We start from the raw sequence: 18,608 nt of genomic DNA, 5'->3' as shown, positions 1-18,608 counted from the left end.
ATCCCCGTTGGCTGCCGCGCGCCCGCAAGCCAGTCATCAAATCGGCGCGACGCGGCCATTATAGTGCAGTTCCCGGGTGCGCTGCTGGCCGCGTGTGACGCGCCCCCGGTCCTCCCGCTGGTTCAGCCCAGCAGGATCCGCAACTGGGCGTCGATGTTCTCGCCCGGCGCCTTGCGGAAGCCGCTCTTCACGTAGCGGTGCCACTGGCCCTGCACAGCCGCCGTGATCAGCGCCACGCGCACCGGGATGTCGGCGTCGGCCGGGAAGGCGGCCTGCGTGACGGCCACCTTCAGGCACTGGCGCAGCGACGCCTCGATCCGGTCCACCATCTGGTTGATGCGTTCCTGCAGCCGTTCGTGCTCGCCCACCAGCGCCTCGCCGGTCAGCACGCGCGTCATGCCGGGGTTCTTCTCGGCAAACGACAGCAGCATCCGCACGATGGCCTGCACCTGGCGCAGGCCATGCTCCTCCTGCGTGGTGATCTGGTTGATCAGCCCGAACACGGTCTGCTCGATAAAGCCGATCAGGCCCTCGAACATCTGCGCCTTGCTGGCGAAATGGCGATACAGCGCGGCTTCCGAGACCGACAGCCTGGCGGCCAGCGCCGCCGTGGTGATCTTTTCCCCGCGCGGATGCTCGAGCATGCCGGCCAGGGTCTGGAGGATCTGGATGCGCCGCTCGCCAGGGCGCGGGCGCTTGCGCGCGGGCCCTTCGGCGGTCTGGATGGCGGTGGCGGCCATCAGCGGCGGCGCCTCCGGCTGGCTTTCAATGGTTTGCGTCATGACCCGGTTCTCCGTATTCGTCGTAGGAGTTGATGCATCGATTGTACTTTTATGTCCACATAGCCGGGCCGATTCACCACGCGCGCCCGTACGCGCGGGGCATGGTCGGGCAACTGCTGCGGCGCCGTGCCGTATTGTGCGCCATCCACGCCAGGTGGCGGAAGCTGCGCTTCGGCGGCCATCATCGTGACCGATCTTTCCTGGGCGCCGTGGCCCACGTGCTGGCGGTCCTCGGCGGCCAGCGCGGTGCGCGTGGCAGCATCGGCCACCGCGCCCGGCACGGCGGCATCGACCGGGACTGGCGCGGCCGCCGGCACCGGCTGGGGCCGCGACGGCGCCAGCGTGCGCAGGTAGCCCGTCACCCAGGCGGTGCGGATCCCCGTGCCCGCATAGTGTTTCAGATGCGACAGCGTGTCTTCCACCAGCACCGCGCGATGGGGCGCCACGCCGGTGCGCGCCAGCAGCCGGCGCAGCATGCGGCGGTCAGGCTTGGGCCGCAGATGGCCGTGCACCCACATATCCTCGATGGCCACCACGCGCTCGAAGCAGCGTTCGATGCCGGCAATCGCCATGACCGCCCGGGCGTAGTCGCGCGGCGCGTTGGTGACCAGGATTTTGCGCCCGGGCAGCCGGCGCAGCGCGGCGGCCAGCCCGCGCCGCACGCGCACCATCTCGGCCAGGGCCGGGAAGTCGTGGGCTTCGTGCAGGAAATCGGCCGCATCCACGCCATGGTGGCGGATCATGCCGAGCAGGGTGGCGCCGTAGCGCTGCCAGTACTCCACCCGCACGCGGCTGGCGGTGGCCTCGTCGGACCCGAGCACGCGCGCCACATAGGCGGTCATGCGCCGGTTGATGGCCGGGAAGATCGCGTGGGAGGCGTCGTGCAGGGTGTTGTCGAGATCGAACAGCCAGACGATATCGCCCGACTGGTCGCCCGCTGGCCGGCGCACCCGAGGATGCCGGGGGCGTTGCCGCGCGGCGGGAGTCGATGCCTCCGACGGGCGCGCGTGTGCCACGCCGCGGCGCTGGTGAGGTTGTCTGAGGAACACGCCGGGCTGCAGGGGGATGACTGGTGGGAGGGGTGCGGGCGCGGCGGCGTCAATCCGCCCCTGCGCCCGCAAATCCGGCTCAGTGCGAGCGGATCATCGTGCCGAACGCCTGCTCGGTCAGGATTTCCAGCAGCAGCGAGTGCTCGATACGGCCGTCGATGATGTGGACCGAGTGCACGCCGCTCTTGGCGGCATCCAGCGCGGACGAGATCTTGGGCAGCATGCCGCCCGAGATCGTGCCATCGGCGAACAGTTCCTCGATCTCGCGCGCGGACAGGTCGGTCAGCAGGTTGCCCTTCTTGTCCATCACGCCCGGGATGTTGGTCATCATCACCAGCTTCTCGGCCTTGAGGATCTCGGCCATCTTGCCGGCAACCACGTCGGCGTTGATGTTGTACGCCTGGCCGTCGTCGGAGAAGCCGATCGGGGAGATCACCGGGATGAACGCGTCATCCTGCAGCGCCTTGACCACGGCCGGGTTGATCGCCTCGATATCGCCCACGTAGCCGATGTCGATGAAGGTGCCGGGCTTTTCGCGGTCCGGCATCTGCAGGCGCTTGGCGCGGATCAGGCCGCCGTCCTTGCCGGTCAGGCCCACAGCCTGGCCGCCGTACTGGTTGATCAGCATGACGATGTCCTGCTGCACCTCGCCGCCGAGCACCCACTCCACCACTTCCATGGTTTCTTCGTCGGTGACGCGCATGCCCTGGATGAACGTGCCGACCTTGCCCACCTTCTTCAGGGCTTCGTCGATCTGCGGCCCGCCGCCGTGCACCACCACCGGGTTCATGCCCACCAGCTTCAGCAGGATCACGTCGCGCGCGAAGCCGTGCTTGAGCTTCTCCTCCGTCATCGCATTGCCGCCGTACTTGACCACGATGGTCTTGCCGTGGAACTTGCGGATATAGGGGAGCGCCTCGGCGAGGATCTCGGCCTTGAGGGAGGGGGCGATGGCGGCAACCGTGGTGGTGGCCGGCCCAGGATTGTCGGCGTTCATGGCAAGGGACATCCGTTGGAATCAGCAGGTATCATGGCGAATCCGTCCGCCGGACTGGCTTTGACGGGCAGGCGCCGATTTTACAAGAAACCGCGCGGCACGCGCGAAGACGACAAGAACCTGATCCCCGGCACGCCCGATGCCGCCCCCGCAATGAGCCTCGATCCCGCCGAATTGCAGGCCGTGCGGCCCTATCTGCTGCGCTTTGCCCGGTTGCAGCTGCGCGACGAAGCGCTCGCCGAAGACGCCGTTTCCGAGACCCTTTTGGCCGCGCTGGAACACCCGGAGCGCTTTGCAGGCCAGTCAGCGCTGCGCACGTGGCTGGTCGGCATTCTCAAGCACAAGATCGTCGATATCCTGCGCAGCGGCAAGCGCGAGGTGCGCCTGGCGCTGGCCACCGGCGACGATGGCGAGCCGCAATCGGAGCAGGACGCCTTCGACGCGCTGTTCACGCGCAACGGCCACTACCAGCATCCGCCCTCCGACTGGGGCGACCCCGACCGCACTTTCGAGCGCCGCGAGTTCTTCGAAGTGCTGCAAACCTGCGTCGACCGACTGCCCGCCAAGTCCGCGCGGATTTTCATGATGCGGGAATGGCTCGAACTGGAGACCGAAGAAATCTGTCAGGCCTTGCAGATCAGCGCGACCAACGCATGGGTGATGCTGTACCGCGCCCGCATGCGGCTGCGCGAATGCCTGGAAGTGAAATGGTTCGGCAACCGTGGTGCGAATACAACAGCCGCCCCCGCCGCGCCGTCGCGCTCACCCCACCCCTCTATATAGATAGGCCGAATTCGTCTCATGTCCGAACCCCGCCGCCGCCTGCTGCCGAACTGCGAGGAAATCCATCACCTGACCATGAAGGGCATGGACCAGCCCCTGACGTGGGGGGAGCGGCTGCGCCTGCGCGGCCATCTGGCCATCTGCGCCACGTGTACCCACTTCAGCGGGCAGATGCGGATGATGCGCGAGGCGATGCGGCGGCTTGGGCAGGATGGTGGCGACGGACCCGGCCCGAGGCCATGACCGATCCATCGACCATCCAGACCGGCCAGCTACGCCCCGTGGAGCGGTGCAGCCGCTGCGGCGCGGCCTTCGTCTGCGGCTACGTGGCCGGACTGCCCGAATGCTGGTGCGCCAGCCAGCCACTGCTGCCGGCGCGGCAGATCGTGGCAGGCCAGCACTGCCTGTGCCCGGATTGCCTGAAGGCCCGGCGGGACGCCTCGCAAAACACTTGAAGCCCTAAAAATTCCGCTCGACGAATGGCATAACCGGACCCATCCGGTTTAATATTCGCCACATGAATAGCCTACGCGGAATCGACCTCAATCTGCTCGTGGTGCTCGAAGCACTGTTTGCCGAGCGCCATATCTCGCGCGCCGCACTGCGGCTGCAACTGAGCCAGCCGGCGGTCAGCCATTCGCTGGCGCGGCTGCGGCAACTGCTCGACGACCCCCTGCTCGTGCGCGGCCAGGGCGGGCTCGTGCTGACGCCCCGCGCGCATGAACTGACTGCCCCGCTGGCCGAGGCGCTGGCGCAGGTGCGTATCCTGCTCGGCCCGGGCGGCTTTCAGCCGTCCATGGCGCGCCGCACCTTCCGCGTGGCGATGTCCGATTACGGCGCACTGGTGGTGCTGCCCCGGCTGCTGCGCACGGTGCGCAAGGCCGCGCCGAACATCGACCTCGTGGTCACGCAAGCCAGCCGCGAGACCATGACGGCGCAGGTGGCCGACGGCGAACTCGACATTGCTTTGGGCGCCTTCACCTACCAGCCGGAAGGCGTGCGCACGGCGGTGCTGTTCGACGATGACTTTGCGTGTGCGGTGGATGCGGCCACGGTGCGCGACACCGGCCGGCTCGATCACGTGGCCTATCTGGCGCGCTCCCACGTGCTGGTAAGCGCGGCGAGCGAGCGCGGGGAGCTGATCGACGCTACCGTGGCGCGCCTGGGCGGTCGCCGCAAGATTGCGTGCACGGTACCGCACTGGAGCGTGGCGCCGGCACTGATCGCCGGGACCAATATGGTCCTGACGGCGGCGCGGCGTACGCTGGCGACGCTGGAAGATCCGCGCCTGACCATTTTCGAGGCGCCGTTCTCGATTCCCGGCTTCAGCTACAGCATGATCTGGCCCGAGCGGGCCGAGGCCGATCCGGGCCACACCTGGCTGCGTGAGCGGGTGCTGCAGGCGGCGGCAGCGCCGGAATCGGAAGCGGAGGCGGCGATCAGCCTGCGCGGCTGATCCGCGTCTTAGTGCTTGTGATCGCCGTGGCCGGCGGCGCCTGCCGTCGGCGCGCCGGCGGTCAGGTCGCGCACCTGCGCCTTGACCTGCTGCTCGACGATCTTGCCGTTCTGCTCGATCTTCAGCGTCAGCGGCACGGTATCCCCGGCCTTGAGCTGGGACTTCAGCCCCATCAGCATGATGTGATAGCCGCCCGGCTTGAGTTCCACGTCCTGCATCTGCGGCAGGTCCAGCGACGGCACCTGGCGCATGCGCATCACGTTGTTCTCCATCTTCATCTCATGCAGCTCGGCAGCAGCCACGGGCGACGACACGCCCACCAGCTTTGCGGACGCATGCGCGTGCAGCGTCATGAACGCGCCGGACGCCGACTGCGCCGGCACCGTGCCGCGCACCCAGGCATTGCTCACGTCGACCTGCGCCAACGCGTGTGCGCTGCCCAGCAGGCCGGCCAGGGCCAGGGTGACGATCGAGGCGGCGCGCGGCGCGCGAAAACGGGCTTGCATCGGTAACATCTCCACGAAGTCGACGGAATCGACGGGATCAACGAAATTCAACGAAAGGCGGCTATTAGACCATGGCGCCCCCGAACCTGCCGGGCATGGCAACCGCGTAGTCTGGCAGCGCCGCGGGCCGGCCTGAATGCGGCAAGGTGTCGCACGCCGGGTCGCCGCCGCCGCGCGGCATGGCGGCATTGCTACACTGCCGGCATGCCGCCCTCCCCGCCCCTTACCGCACCGCCGACTCCCGCTGCCTCCGTCGCGCCGGCTCCCGCCCCAGCCATGCCGGGCGGGGCGCCCCAGCGCCACGGCCTGGTGAGCCTGCGCCGCCTGTGCTGGCTGCGCTGGGCGCTGCTGGCGGGGCAGGCGCTGCTGCTGGTGTCGTGCGAGTCGGTGGCCGGCATCCACCTGCCCTACAAGCCGCTGCTTTACCTGTTCGCCGCGCAGGCCATCTTCAATGTGCTGACGGTGGTCCGCCTGCACTGGCACGGGCAGCAGAACACGGTGCCGTCGGACGCCGAGCTGATGGCCCAGATGATCGTGGACCTGACCGCGCTGTCGGCCATCCTGTTCTACACCGGCGGCGCCACCAATCCGTTCGTCTCGTTCTACCTGCCCGGGCTGGCCATCGCATCGGCCATCCTGCCGTGGCGCTTCGTCTCGGCGCTCGCGCTCTATGCGCTGGCGTGCTATTCGCTGCTGCTGCTCGAATACGTGCCGCTGCACCTGCACAACCCGGACAACGCGGTGAACTACCACCTGGCCGGCATGTGGCTGAACTTCGTGGCCAGCGCGGTGATGATCGCCTTCTTCGTGGCGCGGCTGTCGGGCGTGCTGCGCCAGCGCGATGCCCAGTTGAACCTCGCCCGCGAGCAGCTGCTGCGGGAGTCGCGTGCCGAGGCGCTGAACGATCAGGCGGCGGCTGTCGCGCATGAGATCGGCACGCCGCTGGCCACGCTGGCGGTGATCGCCGGCGAGTTGCGTGGGGATGCCTCCGACGCAGCGCGTGCGAACACGCCACTCGCCGAGTACCTCCCCGATTTCCGCACGATGGAGCAGCAGCTGGACCTGTGCCGCTCGATCCTGGCCCGGCTGCGCGCGGACCGCGAACCGCTGGCGCCGCAGCCGCTCGACACCTGGCTCGCGCCGTTCGTCGAACGGTGGCAGTTGCGCCATCCGCAGGCCAGCCTGCAATCCACGCTCGCACCGGAGGCGGCCACGCACCCCGTGGACGCCGCCCGCGTGAGCCAGATCCTGACCATCCTGCTGGACAACGCCGCGCGCAGCCAGCAGGCCATGGGCCATGCGATGCGCCAGACGCCGCCGCTGCGGCTGGATATCACCGGCGATGGCCACGCGCTGCGCTTCGCCGTCACCGACCACGGCGGCGGCATCCCCCCGGCGCTGCGCGCGCAACTGGGCGAGGCGCCCGTCGCCAGCACGCACGGCGGCCAGGGCATCGGCCTCTACCTCGCGCAAAGCGCCGCGCGCCAGCTTGGCGGCAGCCTGTCCTGGCAGGACCACCGCGGCGGTGGCACCGTGGCCGTGCTGCGCCTGCCGCTGGCCGGCGCCACCCCGCTCAACCTCACTTCCTCCGACTTCCAACCGTGATGACAGACGCCTCCGCGCCCACCGACGCAACGCCCTTCCTGGTGATCGATGACGACGAGGTCTTCTCGGGCACGCTCGCGCGGGCGCTGACGCGGCGCGGCTATGCGGTGCAGGTGGCCCACCACGGCAGCGCGGCGCTGGCGCTGGCCGCGCGCACGCCGTTTGCCTACGTCACGCTGGATCTGCATCTGGGGCCGCCCGCCGAGGCCAGCGGCACGGCGCAGGCGGAATCGGGCCTGCATCTGGTGGCGCCGCTGCGCGCCGCGCTGCCGGACGCGCGCATCCTCGTGCTGACCGGCTACGCGAGCATTGCCACAGCCGTGGCGGCGGTCAAGCAGGGGGCGGACGAATACCTGGCCAAGCCGGCCAATGTCGATTCGATCCTGACGGCACTGATGGCGGGGATTTCGGAAGAGGCGGCCGAGGCGGCGCTGGAGGAGCCGACGCCGCTATCGGTGGCGCGACTCGAATGGGAGCATATCCAGCGCGTGCTCACCGAGCACGGCGGCAATATCTCGGCCACGGCACGGGCGCTGAACATGCATCGGCGCACCTTGCAGCGCAAGCTCGGCAAGCGGCCGGTGTCGCGATAGTCGCGCTAGGCGCGTCGGGCGAAGCGAAATAACTTACAGACGAAGCTGGACGTAGTCCCAGCCGAGATCATCGGCGGACGATTCATGGTCCACGCCGGCCATGCGCACGGCGTCATTGGCGTGGCGGTCGGCCAGGGTGACCAGCTCGCCCGAGGCGATGGCCAGCGCCGTGGCGGCAGCCTGGCCACCGTGCGCGGCCTGCCGCTCGGGCTGGTCCGCGTGGACCGAGGCCGAAGCCGGGATCGGCAGCGCGGCGGCGGCGGCCGGGGTCACGGCGGGCCGGACGCACAGGAAGACGGTGGCGGCGGTGATGCTCGCCACCACGCTCGCGGTGGCGATGGCAACGCGGCGCTTGCGCACCTGGTTGCGTTTGAAAAAAAGCGTGCGCGAAGGTTGGCGCGACATAGGCAGACTCCCGGCAGGTGTTTGAAGTGAAATGCGGTGGCTCCCGCTCCGGTCCATCGACCAGCAAGGTGCGCAAGGGTCGCATTTCGACGAGGTCTGGCGCCAGCATGCTTACCAATGCTTACGGTCGTTACTGGCGGGAGGCATCCGCGCGGGACGCTGACACATGCCGGTCAAGACCCCAAAACAAAACGAGCCAGACATCGGTCTGGCTCGTTGTTCCTTCAAACCCGCCGGGGCGGCTTACAGCACGTAGCGCGACAGGTCCTCGTTGCCGGCCAGGTCGGCCAGGCGCTCATCGACATACTTGCCGTCGATGGTCACCGTCTCGCCCGAAGAGCGGGTGGCGTGGAACGACAGGTCTTCCAGCAGCCGCTCCATCACCGTGTACAGCCGGCGCGCGCCGATGTTCTCGACCTTCTCGTTCACCGAGAACGCGATCTCGGCCAGCCGGCGGATGCCGTCCTGCGCGAACTGCAGGTCCACCTCTTCCGTCTTCAGCAGCGCCTGGTACTGCTTGGTCAGGCTGGCGTCGGTCTGGGTGAGGATGGCCTCGAAGTCCTGCACGGACAGCGACTCCAGTTCCACGCGGATCGGGAAACGGCCCTGCAGTTCCGGAATCAGGTCGCTCGGCTTGCTCAGGTGGAACGCGCCCGAGGCGATGAACAGGATGTGGTCGGTCTTGATCATCCCGTACTTGGTGTTCACCGTGGTGCCTTCCACCAGCGGCAGCAGGTCGCGCTGCACGCCCTGGCGCGACACCTCGCCGCCGCCCACATCGCTGCGGCTGGCGATCTTGTCGATCTCGTCCAGGAACACGATGCCGTTCTGCTCGACGTTGGCGATGGCCTTGTGCTTCAGCTCCTCCTCGTTGACGAGCTTGGCGGCCTCTTCGTCGATCAGCAGCTTGAACGCTTCCTTGACCTTCATCTTGCGGCGATGCTTCTTGCCCTGGCCCAGCCCGGCGAACATCGTGCGGATCTGCTCGGTCATGTCCTCCATGCCCGGCGGGCCCATGATGTCCATGCTCGGCTGGCCGGCGGCCACTTCCAGCTCGATATCCTTGTCATCGAGCTGGCCCTCGCGCAGCTTCTTGCGGAAGGCCTGGCGCGTGTTCGAGTCCTTGTCCTCGGTCTGGGCGAAGCCGATGTCGCGCGGCGGCGGCAGCAGCACGTCCAGCATGCGGTCCTCGGCGGCGTCCTCGGCCTTGGTGCGCACCTTCTTCATTTCCGATTCGCGCGTCTGCTTGATGGCCATCTCGGCCAGGTCGCGCACGATGGTGTCCACGTCGCGGCCCACGTAGCCCACTTCGGTGAACTTGGTGGCCTCGATCTTGATGAACGGCGCATCGGCCAGCTTGGCCAGCCGGCGCGCGATCTCGGTCTTGCCCACGCCGGTGGGCCCGATCATCAGGATGTTCTTCGGGGTGATTTCCTGGCGCAGCGGGTCTTCCACCTGCTGGCGGCGCCAGCGGTTGCGCAGCGCCACGGCCACGGCCTTCTTGGCCTTGTTCTGGCCGATGATGTGCTTGTCGAGTTCGGAAACGATTTCCGACGGGGTCATGGTTTGCGACATGGTATCCGGGGGTTCAGTGCGGTGCGGTGCAGCGCCAGCGGGCGACGCTTATTCCAGCGTCTCGATGACGAAGTTCGTGTTCGTGTAGATGCAGAGCTCGCCGGCGATGGTCAGCGCCTTCTCGACCACGTCCTGGGGAGCCAGTTCGGTGTTCTCGATCAGCGCCTTGGCCGCCGACTGCGCGTACGCACCGCCCGAGCCGATGGCCGCGATGCCGCCCTCGGGGTCCAGCACGTCGCCGTTGCCGGTAATGACCAGCGTGGTGTCGCGGTCGGCCGTGATCAGCATGGCCTCGAGCCGGCGCAGCGCGCGGTCCGAGCGCCAGTCCTTGGCCAGGTCCACCGCGGCGCGGGTCAGGTTGCCCTGGTACTTCTCGAGCTTGGCCTCGAAGCGGTCGAGCAGCGAGAAGGCGTCGGCCGTGCTGCCGGCAAACCCGACCAGCACCTTGCCGTTGTAGATGCGGCGCACCTTGCGCGCCGTACCCTTCATCACGATATTGCCGAGAGTGACCTGGCCGTCACCGCCGAGCGCAACCTGGTTGCCGCGTCGGACGCTGACGATGGTAGTGCCGTGATACTGTTCCATGGTGCCTTCGTGGTCCTTCTGTGATCTGTGGAGTGTGTCAGGGGGTAGGTGGCGACACGCAGCGCGCTTTCAAGAGCCGCACGCATCACAGGCGCCCGCCACGGGCAATCCCCACAATATAGAAGGCGCCGGGCGGGCGCCAAAACAAAAAGGCCACGCATCGCTGCGTGGCCTTCTGCCTTCCGGGCTGGCGCGGGGGTTAGTCCGTGCTTAGTCCGCGTACACCCCGGCCTTCTTGATCACCGGCGTCCACTTGTTGATTTCCGCCGTCAGGAACGTGCGCAGCGACTCCGGCGTGGCGCGCTGGGCCGGCACGGCCTCGGCGCCGAGTTCCGCCATCTTGGCGCGGAACGTCGGGTCAGCCACGGCCTTCTGCAGCGCGGCGGAGAGCTTGTCGATCACCGGCTTCGGCGTGCCCTTCGGCGCGTACATGGCGTGCCAGATCTTCACTTCCACGCCCGGCAGGCCCTGCTCGGCCGCAGTCGGGATGTCCTTGAACGCCTCCACGCGGCGCGACTGCATGGCCGCGTACGGCTTCAGCGCGCCAGCCTTCAGCTGGCCGGCGATGTTGGTGGTCTGGTCGCACATCAGGTTGACCTGGCCGCCCAGGATGTCCGTCAGCGCCGGCGCCGTGCCCTTGTACGGCACGGTGGTCAGCTCGGTCTGGATCGCGCTCTGGAACAGCAGGCCGCACAGGTGCGAGGCCGAGCCGATGCCGGCGTTGGCCATCGACAGCTTGCTGGCATTGGCCTTGATGTACGGCAGCAGGTCCTTGAAGGTAGCCGGCGGCAGTTGCTTGTTGCCGACCAGCACCATCGGCACGTCGGCCACTTCACCGACCATCTCGAAGTCCTTCAGCGGGTCGAAGCCCAGGTTCCGGTACAGCGCCGGTGCCGTGGACATGCCGATGTGGTGGATCAGGATGGTGTAGCCATCGCCCTTGGACTGGGCCACCTTCTTGGCACCGATGGTGCCGCCGGCACCGCCGAGGTTCTCGATCACGATGGTGGTGCCCAGGTGCTTGGACATGACCATGGTCAGCTCGCGCGCCACCTTGTCGGTCGGGCCGCCAGCCGCGAACGGCACCACGGCCTGGACCGGCTTGTTGCCCGGATATTCCTGAGCCTGCGCCCCCGTGAAAACGCCCACGCCGGCAACAGCCAGCGCGGCCGCGAAATGCATTGCAACTCGTTTCATTACTGTCTCTCCTGGATACCCTGCTTTTCCCGTTCTCACCATCCGCCTTGCCTCCTCCTCTTTACACCCCTTGCCGCCGGCCGGGCCGCCCGGGAGGCGGCGCCGCCGGTCGCGGTCCATATTGGAAACACGCGGTGACCATCGGCTCAATGTATGGGAAGCGAACAGCAACTGACCCCGCTGACAGGCGGAGCCGGAGGTGGATGTTAGCAACCTGAAAGATTAGCGAGGTATAGGGGCTAACCCGCGAGAAAGCGGCGTTTTCGGCGGATTCGCCACGCTTGCGCCGCGCTTGTGCCGCGCAGCCGCTTACGCAACTGAATTGCATCGACCCGGGCGCTATGGTTAAATGGCCCGCATGACACGCACCATCCCGCATCCGGCCGCCCAGGCAGCCGGGCCGCTCCCCGACGCCACGCTGGACGCTGCGCAGGCGCGCCTGCGCCAGCTTGGCGCGCGCGTGACGCAGCCGCGCGTGGCCATCCTCGCCTGCCTGATCGACGCCGAGGACCCGCTCACGCACCAGGCCGTGATCGACCGCCTGCCGGCCGATGGCGACGTGGACCGCGTCACGGTCTACCGCGTGCTCGACTGGCTGGTCGAGCAGGGGCTGGCGCAGAAGCGCGCGGGCCATGACCGCGTGTTCCGCTTCACGCTGGTGGAGCACGAGGCCGCGCGCGCCGAAGTCCATCGCCAGCACAGCCATTTCCACTGCACCCGCTGCGACCGCACGTTCTGCCTCGAGGCGGCCGGCGTGCCCGCGCCGTCGGTAGCGCCCAAGGTGCCGCGCGGCTTTGCCGTCGAGCACGTGGAGCTGACCGTCAACGGCGTGTGCGCCGAATGCGGCCGCACGCGCGGCGCCGGCGACGCCCACTAGGCGCCGCAAACCTTTCCCGGAGTTCCAAGACATGTCCAAACTGATCCCGGTCACGATCCTGACGGGCTTCCTCGGCAGCGGCAAGACCACGCTGCTCAAGCGCATCCTCACCGAGCAGCACGGCATGAAGATCGCCGTCATCGAGAACGAGTTCGGCGAGGAGAACATCGACAACGAGATCCTGGTGCAGGACGGCCGCGAGCAGATCGTCCAGATGAGCAACGGCTGCATCTGCTGCACGATCCGGGGCGACCTGGTGCAGGCGCTGTCCGACCTGATCACCCAGCGCGACGAAGGCAAGCTCGATTTCGACCGCGTGGTGATCGAGACCACCGGCGTGGCCAACCCGGGCCCGGTGGCGCAGACCTTCTTCATGGACGAGGAAATCGCCGCGCGCTACCTGCTGGACGCCGTGATCACGCTGGTGGACGCCAAGCACGGCAACCTCCAGCTGGACAAGCAGGAGGAAGCGCAGCGCCAGGTAGGCTTTGCCGACGCCATCTTCATCACCAAGTCCGACCTGGTGCCCGAGGCCGAGGTGGCCGACCTGCGCCATCGCCTGCTGCACATGAACCCGCGCGCGCCGATCCGCACCGCCAACTTCGGCGAGACCCCGATCGACACGATTTTCGACCTGCGCGGCTTCAACCTGAACGAGAAGCTCGAGATCGACCCCGATTTCCTGCGCGCCGAGGCCCATGAGCACGATGAGCACGATCATGGCCACGTGCACGACGAGCACTGCGGCCACGACCACGATGACCACGACCACGGTCACGGGCATGGCGTGCACGACCACCACCACCATCACCACCACACGGACCACATCGCCTCGTTCGTCTTCCGCAGCGACAAGCCGTTCCACTACGGCAAGCTCGAGGAATTCCTGTCGGGCATCCTGTCGGTCTATGGCGAGAAGCTGCTGCGCTACAAGGGCGTGCTCTATATGGAAGGCGTGGACCGCAAGGTGGTGTTCCAGGGCGTGCACCAGCTGATGGGCAGCGACATCGGCGCCAAGTGGGAAGACGAGACCCCGGGCACCAAGATGGTCTTCATCGGCGTGGACCTGCCGCGCGATGCCATCCTCAAGGGACTGGCTGCCTGCCTGGCCTGAGCCCCTCCCACCCGATGTGAAGCAACCGCCGCATCCTGTGGCGGTTGCCGCCGGACCGGTTTTCCGCCCACCCTTCCCCTCCTTTGGGCGGGGTACCGGGAAAACTCCTGTCTCTTGTCCGGCTTTCTCCCATATCTACGAAAAACTTGTTCAAGTACAATAGGCCGGATTTGATACGGGCGACGCACGTTTGAGCGGCGCCGGTATTGGCAGGGCGGCGGTCGTCGTCAGCATGAGGCGGGCCGCCGGCAGGCGCGGTCGCAGTGCTTCATGCGGAGACCGCCCTCCGCTTGGGGTACCTTGGCAACAGCGCCGTCACTCGTCGACGCGTAGAGAGAGGTGTCCCCATGACAGCCGCAACGAAGACCAAAGAAAGCCGCAGCAAGACAGGCACCGCTGCGGCGGAGACGCCAGACGCGCAGCCAGCAGTGAAGGCAGCGCCAGCTCCCCGCGGCAGTACGGCGCACGCCGATGCGGGCGAGGCCAAGGGAGGCACGCGAAGCAGCAAGACTGCAGCCAGCCAGAGTGAACCGACCGCACCGCGCAAGCGGGCGGCCACTGCACCCGAGCGGACCAAGACGCCGCCGGTCGCATCAACAAGAGAATCAGCAGCAACCATGAGCAGCAACAAACTTCTGACTGAAGCTGAAATCCTGAAGATGAGCGACAAGGATTACATGAACGAGGCGCAACTGGCCTTCTTCAAGAATCGCCTTGAGCAGCTTCGCGACGAAATCCTCAAGAATGCGGACCAGACCACGGAACACCTGCGCGAGACGGTGATCGTGCCGGACCCGGCCGACCGCGCCACCATCGAGGAAGAACACGCCCTCGAGCTGCGCACCCGCGACCGCGAGCGCAAGCTGCTGAAGAAGGTGGAGCAGTCGCTCCAGCGCATCGAGTCCGGCGACTACGGCTGGTGCGAGGAAACCGGCGAGCCGATCGGCGTGCCGCGCCTGCTGGCCCGCCCCACGGCCACGCTGTCGCTGGAAGCCCAGCAGCGCCGCGAACTGCGCCAGAAGCTGTTCGGGGACTGATCTCCCGCCCGCTCCGACAGACACGGCCCGGTCATCCGGGCCGTTTTGTTTGGTGACACATTGATGACGCGCCGGTGCCGGGCGGTTTGTCTCACGGCGGCCACGGCACTACCATTGGCAGGACACCTACCCACGTGGCCGGGCTGTCGTCCGGCGCGGCTTTCTGCTACAGTCGCAACCTTGTTGCAATAACACCTTGCGCGCCGCTTTGGCGCGCCCATCGCCGAAATCGCCCGTTCCATGGCTCCTCGTCTGCCCGTCACCGTACTGTCCGGCTTCTCCGGCGCCGGCAAGACCACCGTGCTGCAACACCTGCTCGCGCAGGGCGGCACGCGCGTGGCCGTGGCCGCGAGCCAGGGCGACCTGCTGGCCGAGGTGGACCGTCTGGCGCAAGCCGGCCAGCACGACTACGTGGTGGTGGAAGCCCAGGCCACCGAAGAGCCGCTCGGCATTGCCGAGGGCTTCGCCTTCGAGGACGCCCACGGCGACGCCCCGGCAGGCGTGGCGCACCTGGACACCCTGGTGACGGTGGTCGATGCCGAGCGCTTCCTGCGCGACTATCACGACGCCCATTTCCTGTCCGAGCGCGGACTGGCCGCCCATGACGACGACGACCGTACCGTCGTGGACGTGCTGATCGACCAGATCGAAGTCGCCGACGTCATCGTCATCAACAAGATCGACCTGGTCGATGCCGGCCAGCTCGGCCGCCTGCACGCGGTACTGCACGCGCTGAACCCGCGCGCGGACCTCGTCGATGCAAGCCACGGCAAGGTGCCGGCCGGGCGCGTGCTCGGCACGGGCCGTTTCGACCCGGACGCCACCCCGAATGCCGCCGGCTGGCAGGTGGCGCTGCAGGGCGAGCCGGTGCCGGCCGCCGCTGGCATGGGGGCCCTGCTGTACCGCCGGCGCCGCCCGTTCCATCCGCAGCGTTTCGCGGACCTGATTCATACCGAATGGATGCGCGAGCATGGCGACGTGCTGCGCTCCCGGGGCATCTTCTGGCTGGCCAGCCGCATGGACATTGCCGGCGACTGGCATCAGGCAGGCGGCGTGTGCCGCCCCGGTGCCGCCGGCGCCTGGTGGGCCGCGATCGACGCCGAGGAATGGCCGGCTGACGCCGCCTCGCGCGCCGGCATCGAGGCCGATATGGTCGATGACGGCCTGCCCGCCGAGTACGGCGACCGCCGCCAGGAACTCGTGCTGATCGGCGAGAACCTCGACGCCCCGGGGCTAGAAGCCCGGCTGGACACCTGCCTGCTGACCGACGCCGAACTCGCGGCGGGCCCCGAAGCATGGGCGGCCTACCCCGACCCGTTCCCCGACTGGGGCGACGCCTTCGGTGACGATCACGATCATGACCACGCGCATGACCATGACCACGATCATGGCGATGACGCGTGCGATTGCGGCCATGCGCACTGAAGCCACCTTTCTCGCCGACCGCATCGGCGGCCGGATGGCCCGCTGGCGCGCCCACGGCCCCGGCCTCTGGACCGCGCTGTGCCTCGTGCTGTGCCTGCTGCTGGCCCAGCACGCGGGCCTGATCCACCGCGTGATGCACGGCGGCCTGCCGGGCATGACGGCCCCGGTGACGGCTGAAGCCGCCACTGACAGCACCGACACCCATACCGACACCTTCGCGCTCAAGCTCGGCCTGCACTCGTGCGTGCTGTTCGATGGCGCGACGCTGGCTGACAGCCACCACGGCAGCGTCGACCTGCCGGTGCTGGTCTTCGGCAAGCCAGTCAAGCCGGCCAGCCTCGCCTGGCGTTGGCCCGACCTGCCCGCCGCCCGGCCCTTCCACTCTCGCGCCCCGCCTGCCTCGCCCGTCTTCGCCTGATCGCGCGGCTGCGGTGTGAACCGCCGCCCGCGCTTCGTCATCGAATTCGAATCGCGAGCCATGTCCTCCCCTATTCATTTCTCCTCGGCGGTGCGCCGCACCCCGCTGGCGGCCGTTGCCGCCTTTCTCGTCACCGCCGGCTTCACCGCTGGCGCCTCGGCTCAGGAAGCCGCGACTCCGGTTGCCCCTCAGGCCGCCCCGCAAACCCTCAAGGAAGTGGTGGTCACTGCCAATCCGCTCGGCAGCGACCTCAACGACATGGTCGCGCCGGTCTCCTCGCTCGGCGGGGACGCCTTGGCCGTGCGCCAGGCCAGCACACTCGGCGAGACGCTGAACAGCCTGCCCGGTGTGACCTCGACCTATTTCGGCCCGAACTCGAGCCGGCCGATCATCCGGGGGCTCGATGGCGACCGTATCAAGGTGCTCCAGAACGGCGGTTCCACGCTGGACGCCTCCACGCTCTCCTATGACCACGCGGTGCCCATCGACCCGCTGGTGGCCGAGAAGATCGAAGTGGTACGCGGCCCGGCCGCGCTGATGTACGGCGGCAGCGCCATCGGCGGCGTGGTGAATGTGATCGATAACCGCATCCCGCGCGACCCGATTACCGGCGTGAGCGGCGCGGCGGACGTAAGCGGCACCATCGGCGGCGACAAGGGCCGCAACGCCAGCGGCCTGATCGAGGCCGGCAATGGCCAGTTCGCCGTGCACGCCGACGCCTTCGTGCGCCAGACCAGCGACCTGAAGATCCCCGGCTACGCACGCAGCGGCAACCTGCGCGCCACCCAGCCGCTGCCCGAGGGCGAGAGCGAGGCCTACGGCAAGATCCCGAACACCAACGCGCACCAGGAAGGCGGCGCGATGGGCGGCGCCTACACCTGGAGCGACGGCTTCGTCGGCGCCAACTTCTCGACCTATCGCAACGACTACGGCACCCCGGCCGAAGCCGACGCGCGCATCAAGATGCGCCAGGACCGCTACGCGGTGGAGGGCGAGGCGCGCAATTTGTCGAACAACACCGGCGGCTTTATCGAGGCGGTGAAGGGCAAGTTCAGCTACACCGACTACGAACACCGCGAGATCGAGGACGGCGAGACCGGCACGATCTTCAAGAACCACGGCTGGGACGCCCGCCTGGAAGCCACGCACGGCAAGATCGGCAACATGACCGGGGTGATCGGCACGCAGTTCGGCCACACCAACTTCTCCGCGCTGGGCGAGGAGGCGTTCGTGCCGAGCACCGCCACGGACAACGCCGCCATCTTCGTGTTCGAGGAAATGCCGCTGGTGGCCTCGGGCGACCTGAAGCTGAACCTCGGCGGCCGGCTGGATCACAGCAGCGTCAAGGCCAGCGCCAACGGCAACGACCGCTTTACCGATGCGAACCGCAGCTTCAACGCGGGCAGCGCTTCGGCCGGGCTGCTGTGGAAGCTGGACCCGGTGTGGTCGGTGACCACGAACCTGTCCTACACCGAGCGCGCGCCCACGTTCTACGAGCTGTACGCCAACGGCCCCCACCTGGCCACCGGCTCTTACGAGGTAGGCGACCCCAACGCGAACAAGGAGCGCGCCACCTCGCTGGACCTGGGCGTGCGCTTCAAGCAGGGCGCGCATAGCGGCTCGCTCTCGGGCTACTACAGCCGATTCCAGAACTACCTGGCGCTGGTGAATTCGGGCAGCTTCCGCGACGCGGAAGGCAATGTGGTGGCCGCCGGCAGTGACGGCGCGCTGCCGGAGCTGCAATACCTCGGCGTGCCGGCCACGCTGTATGGCTTCGAGGCCGAAGGCAAGACGCGGCTGCTGCAGAAGATGCTGACGACCAGCGACACGCTGGACTTCGAAGCCCGCGCCGACTACGTCCACGGCGAGAACCGCAACACCGGCGAGGCCCTGCCGCGCCTGTCCCCGCTGCGGCTGGGCGGCGCGCTGGTCTACGGCGCCGGCCCGTGGGGCGCGCGCATGGACGTGAACTGGAACGCGCGCCAGAGCCGCGTGCCGAGCGGCGACACGCCCACCGACGCGTACACCACGCTGGGCGTGGCGCTGACGTACAAGCTCAAGGTATCGGGCGTGCAGACGCTGTTCTACGTGCGCGGCGACAACCTCACCAACGAGGAAGCCCGCAGCGCCACGTCGATCCTGCGCGACATCGCCCCGCTGCCGGGCCGCAGCGTCAAGATCGGCATGCGGACGTCGTTCTAAGG

The 18,608-nt window shown here is 68.0% G+C and carries 20 protein-coding genes; 12 read left to right on the top strand and 8 right to left on the bottom strand.

The window, feature by feature from the left end; genetic code table 11:
- Nucleotides 1-122 precede the first annotated feature (122 nt).
- The 3 genes from slmA to argB all read right to left on the bottom strand — a co-directional run bounded on the left by slmA (nucleotide 123) and on the right by argB (nucleotide 2,828).
- Nucleotides 123-782 carry a nucleoid occlusion factor SlmA gene (gene slmA, locus AC1DEL_RS18350; RefSeq protein WP_092291397.1) on the bottom strand — a complete coding sequence of 220 codons (660 nt, stop codon included), beginning with the start codon at nucleotides 780-782 and terminating at the stop codon, nucleotides 123-125.
- Entirely contained in the window at nucleotides 779-1,732 is a 954-nt protein-coding gene (locus AC1DEL_RS18345) for a pyrimidine 5'-nucleotidase (protein WP_477125858.1), read from the bottom strand. The genes slmA and AC1DEL_RS18345 overlap by 4 nt, the downstream gene beginning before the upstream one ends.
- Before the next feature lie 178 nt (nucleotides 1,733-1,910).
- On the bottom strand, nucleotides 1,911-2,828 hold the full coding sequence (argB, locus tag AC1DEL_RS18340; protein ID WP_092291393.1) for an acetylglutamate kinase: 918 nt from the start codon (nucleotides 2,826-2,828) through the stop codon (nucleotides 1,911-1,913).
- A 153-nt stretch (nucleotides 2,829-2,981) separates the two neighbouring features.
- Between argB and AC1DEL_RS18335 the strand changes: the two genes are divergently transcribed.
- The 4 genes from AC1DEL_RS18335 to AC1DEL_RS18320 all read left to right on the top strand — a co-directional run bounded on the left by AC1DEL_RS18335 (nucleotide 2,982) and on the right by AC1DEL_RS18320 (nucleotide 5,067).
- On the top strand, nucleotides 2,982-3,611 hold the full coding sequence (locus AC1DEL_RS18335; protein WP_441591620.1) for a sigma-70 family RNA polymerase sigma factor: 630 nt from the start codon (nucleotides 2,982-2,984) through the stop codon (nucleotides 3,609-3,611).
- Between the two features lie 18 nt (nucleotides 3,612-3,629).
- Nucleotides 3,630-3,854, top strand: a complete 225-nt coding sequence (locus tag AC1DEL_RS18330; RefSeq protein ID WP_441591422.1) for a zf-HC2 domain-containing protein — start codon at nucleotides 3,630-3,632, stop codon at nucleotides 3,852-3,854.
- On the top strand, nucleotides 3,851-4,066 hold the full coding sequence (locus AC1DEL_RS18325; protein ID WP_441591424.1) for a cysteine-rich CWC family protein: 216 nt from the start codon (nucleotides 3,851-3,853) through the stop codon (nucleotides 4,064-4,066). Before AC1DEL_RS18330 ends, AC1DEL_RS18325 begins: the two co-directional genes overlap by 4 nt.
- A 62-nt stretch (nucleotides 4,067-4,128) precedes the next feature.
- The gene (locus AC1DEL_RS18320) at nucleotides 4,129-5,067 is read left to right on the top strand and encodes a LysR family transcriptional regulator (RefSeq protein ID WP_092291387.1); all 939 of its coding nucleotides are present in this window, start codon (nucleotides 4,129-4,131) and stop codon (nucleotides 5,065-5,067) included.
- Nucleotides 5,068-5,075: 8 nt separating this feature from the next.
- On the opposite strand, the gene AC1DEL_RS18315 is transcribed toward AC1DEL_RS18320, so the two are convergent.
- Entirely contained in the window at nucleotides 5,076-5,573 is a 498-nt protein-coding gene (locus AC1DEL_RS18315) for a copper chaperone PCu(A)C (RefSeq protein ID WP_092291385.1), read from the bottom strand.
- A 276-nt stretch (nucleotides 5,574-5,849) separates the two neighbouring features.
- On the opposite strand from AC1DEL_RS18315, the gene AC1DEL_RS18310 reads away from it, so the two are divergent.
- Together AC1DEL_RS18310 and AC1DEL_RS18305 are read left to right on the top strand one after the other, a co-directional pair.
- Nucleotides 5,850-7,178, top strand: coding sequence for an ATP-binding protein (locus AC1DEL_RS18310; protein ID WP_477125857.1), 1,329 nt, complete (start codon nucleotides 5,850-5,852; stop codon nucleotides 7,176-7,178).
- Nucleotides 7,178-7,771: a response regulator transcription factor gene (locus AC1DEL_RS18305; protein WP_092291381.1), complete on the top strand. Its 594-nt coding sequence runs from the start codon at nucleotides 7,178-7,180 to the stop codon at nucleotides 7,769-7,771. The genes AC1DEL_RS18310 and AC1DEL_RS18305 overlap by 1 nt, the downstream gene beginning before the upstream one ends.
- 33 nt (nucleotides 7,772-7,804) lie before the next feature.
- Here the strand turns inward: AC1DEL_RS18305 and AC1DEL_RS18300 are convergent, their stop codons facing one another.
- From AC1DEL_RS18300 to AC1DEL_RS18285, 4 genes are all read right to left on the bottom strand, one after another.
- Nucleotides 7,805-8,176, bottom strand: coding sequence for a hypothetical protein (locus AC1DEL_RS18300; protein WP_092291379.1), 372 nt, complete (start codon nucleotides 8,174-8,176; stop codon nucleotides 7,805-7,807).
- Nucleotides 8,177-8,419: 243 nt separating this feature from the next.
- Nucleotides 8,420-9,751, bottom strand: coding sequence for an ATP-dependent protease ATPase subunit HslU (gene hslU / locus AC1DEL_RS18295; protein WP_092291377.1), 1,332 nt, complete (start codon nucleotides 9,749-9,751; stop codon nucleotides 8,420-8,422).
- Between the two features lie 48 nt (nucleotides 9,752-9,799).
- On the bottom strand, nucleotides 9,800-10,336 hold the full coding sequence (gene hslV, locus AC1DEL_RS18290) for an ATP-dependent protease subunit HslV (protein WP_092291375.1): 537 nt from the start codon (nucleotides 10,334-10,336) through the stop codon (nucleotides 9,800-9,802).
- Between the two features lie 210 nt (nucleotides 10,337-10,546).
- Nucleotides 10,547-11,533, bottom strand: coding sequence for a tripartite tricarboxylate transporter substrate-binding protein (locus AC1DEL_RS18285; RefSeq protein WP_092291373.1), 987 nt, complete (start codon nucleotides 11,531-11,533; stop codon nucleotides 10,547-10,549).
- Between the two features lie 358 nt (nucleotides 11,534-11,891).
- On the opposite strand from AC1DEL_RS18285, the gene AC1DEL_RS18280 reads away from it, so the two are divergent.
- The 6 genes from AC1DEL_RS18280 to AC1DEL_RS18255 all read left to right on the top strand — a co-directional run bounded on the left by AC1DEL_RS18280 (nucleotide 11,892) and on the right by AC1DEL_RS18255 (nucleotide 18,606).
- On the top strand, nucleotides 11,892-12,410 hold the full coding sequence (locus tag AC1DEL_RS18280) for a Fur family transcriptional regulator (RefSeq protein WP_092292099.1): 519 nt from the start codon (nucleotides 11,892-11,894) through the stop codon (nucleotides 12,408-12,410).
- 31 nt (nucleotides 12,411-12,441) lie between these two features.
- A complete protein-coding gene (locus tag AC1DEL_RS18275) occupies nucleotides 12,442-13,524 on the top strand; it encodes a CobW family GTP-binding protein (protein ID WP_477125856.1) in 1,083 nt (360 codons plus the stop codon).
- 617 nt (nucleotides 13,525-14,141) lie between these two features.
- Nucleotides 14,142-14,561, top strand: coding sequence for an RNA polymerase-binding protein DksA (gene dksA, locus AC1DEL_RS18270; protein WP_008642844.1), 420 nt, complete (start codon nucleotides 14,142-14,144; stop codon nucleotides 14,559-14,561).
- 240 nt (nucleotides 14,562-14,801) lie between these two features.
- A complete protein-coding gene (locus AC1DEL_RS18265; RefSeq protein WP_092291369.1) occupies nucleotides 14,802-15,986 on the top strand; it encodes a GTP-binding protein in 1,185 nt (394 codons plus the stop codon).
- Entirely contained in the window at nucleotides 15,919-16,404 is a 486-nt protein-coding gene (locus AC1DEL_RS18260) for a hypothetical protein (RefSeq protein ID WP_255370704.1), read from the top strand. The genes AC1DEL_RS18265 and AC1DEL_RS18260 overlap by 68 nt, the downstream gene beginning before the upstream one ends.
- A 60-nt stretch (nucleotides 16,405-16,464) precedes the next feature.
- Nucleotides 16,465-18,606, top strand: coding sequence for a TonB-dependent receptor (locus tag AC1DEL_RS18255; protein ID WP_092292095.1), 2,142 nt, complete (start codon nucleotides 16,465-16,467; stop codon nucleotides 18,604-18,606).
- Nucleotides 18,607-18,608: the final 2 nt, after the last annotated feature.

The sequence above is a fragment of the Cupriavidus sp. 10L43_2 genome (assembly GCF_056395265.1).
Note: the sequence above shows the minus strand (reverse complement) of the source record. Positions and strands in the feature narration are given on the sequence as shown.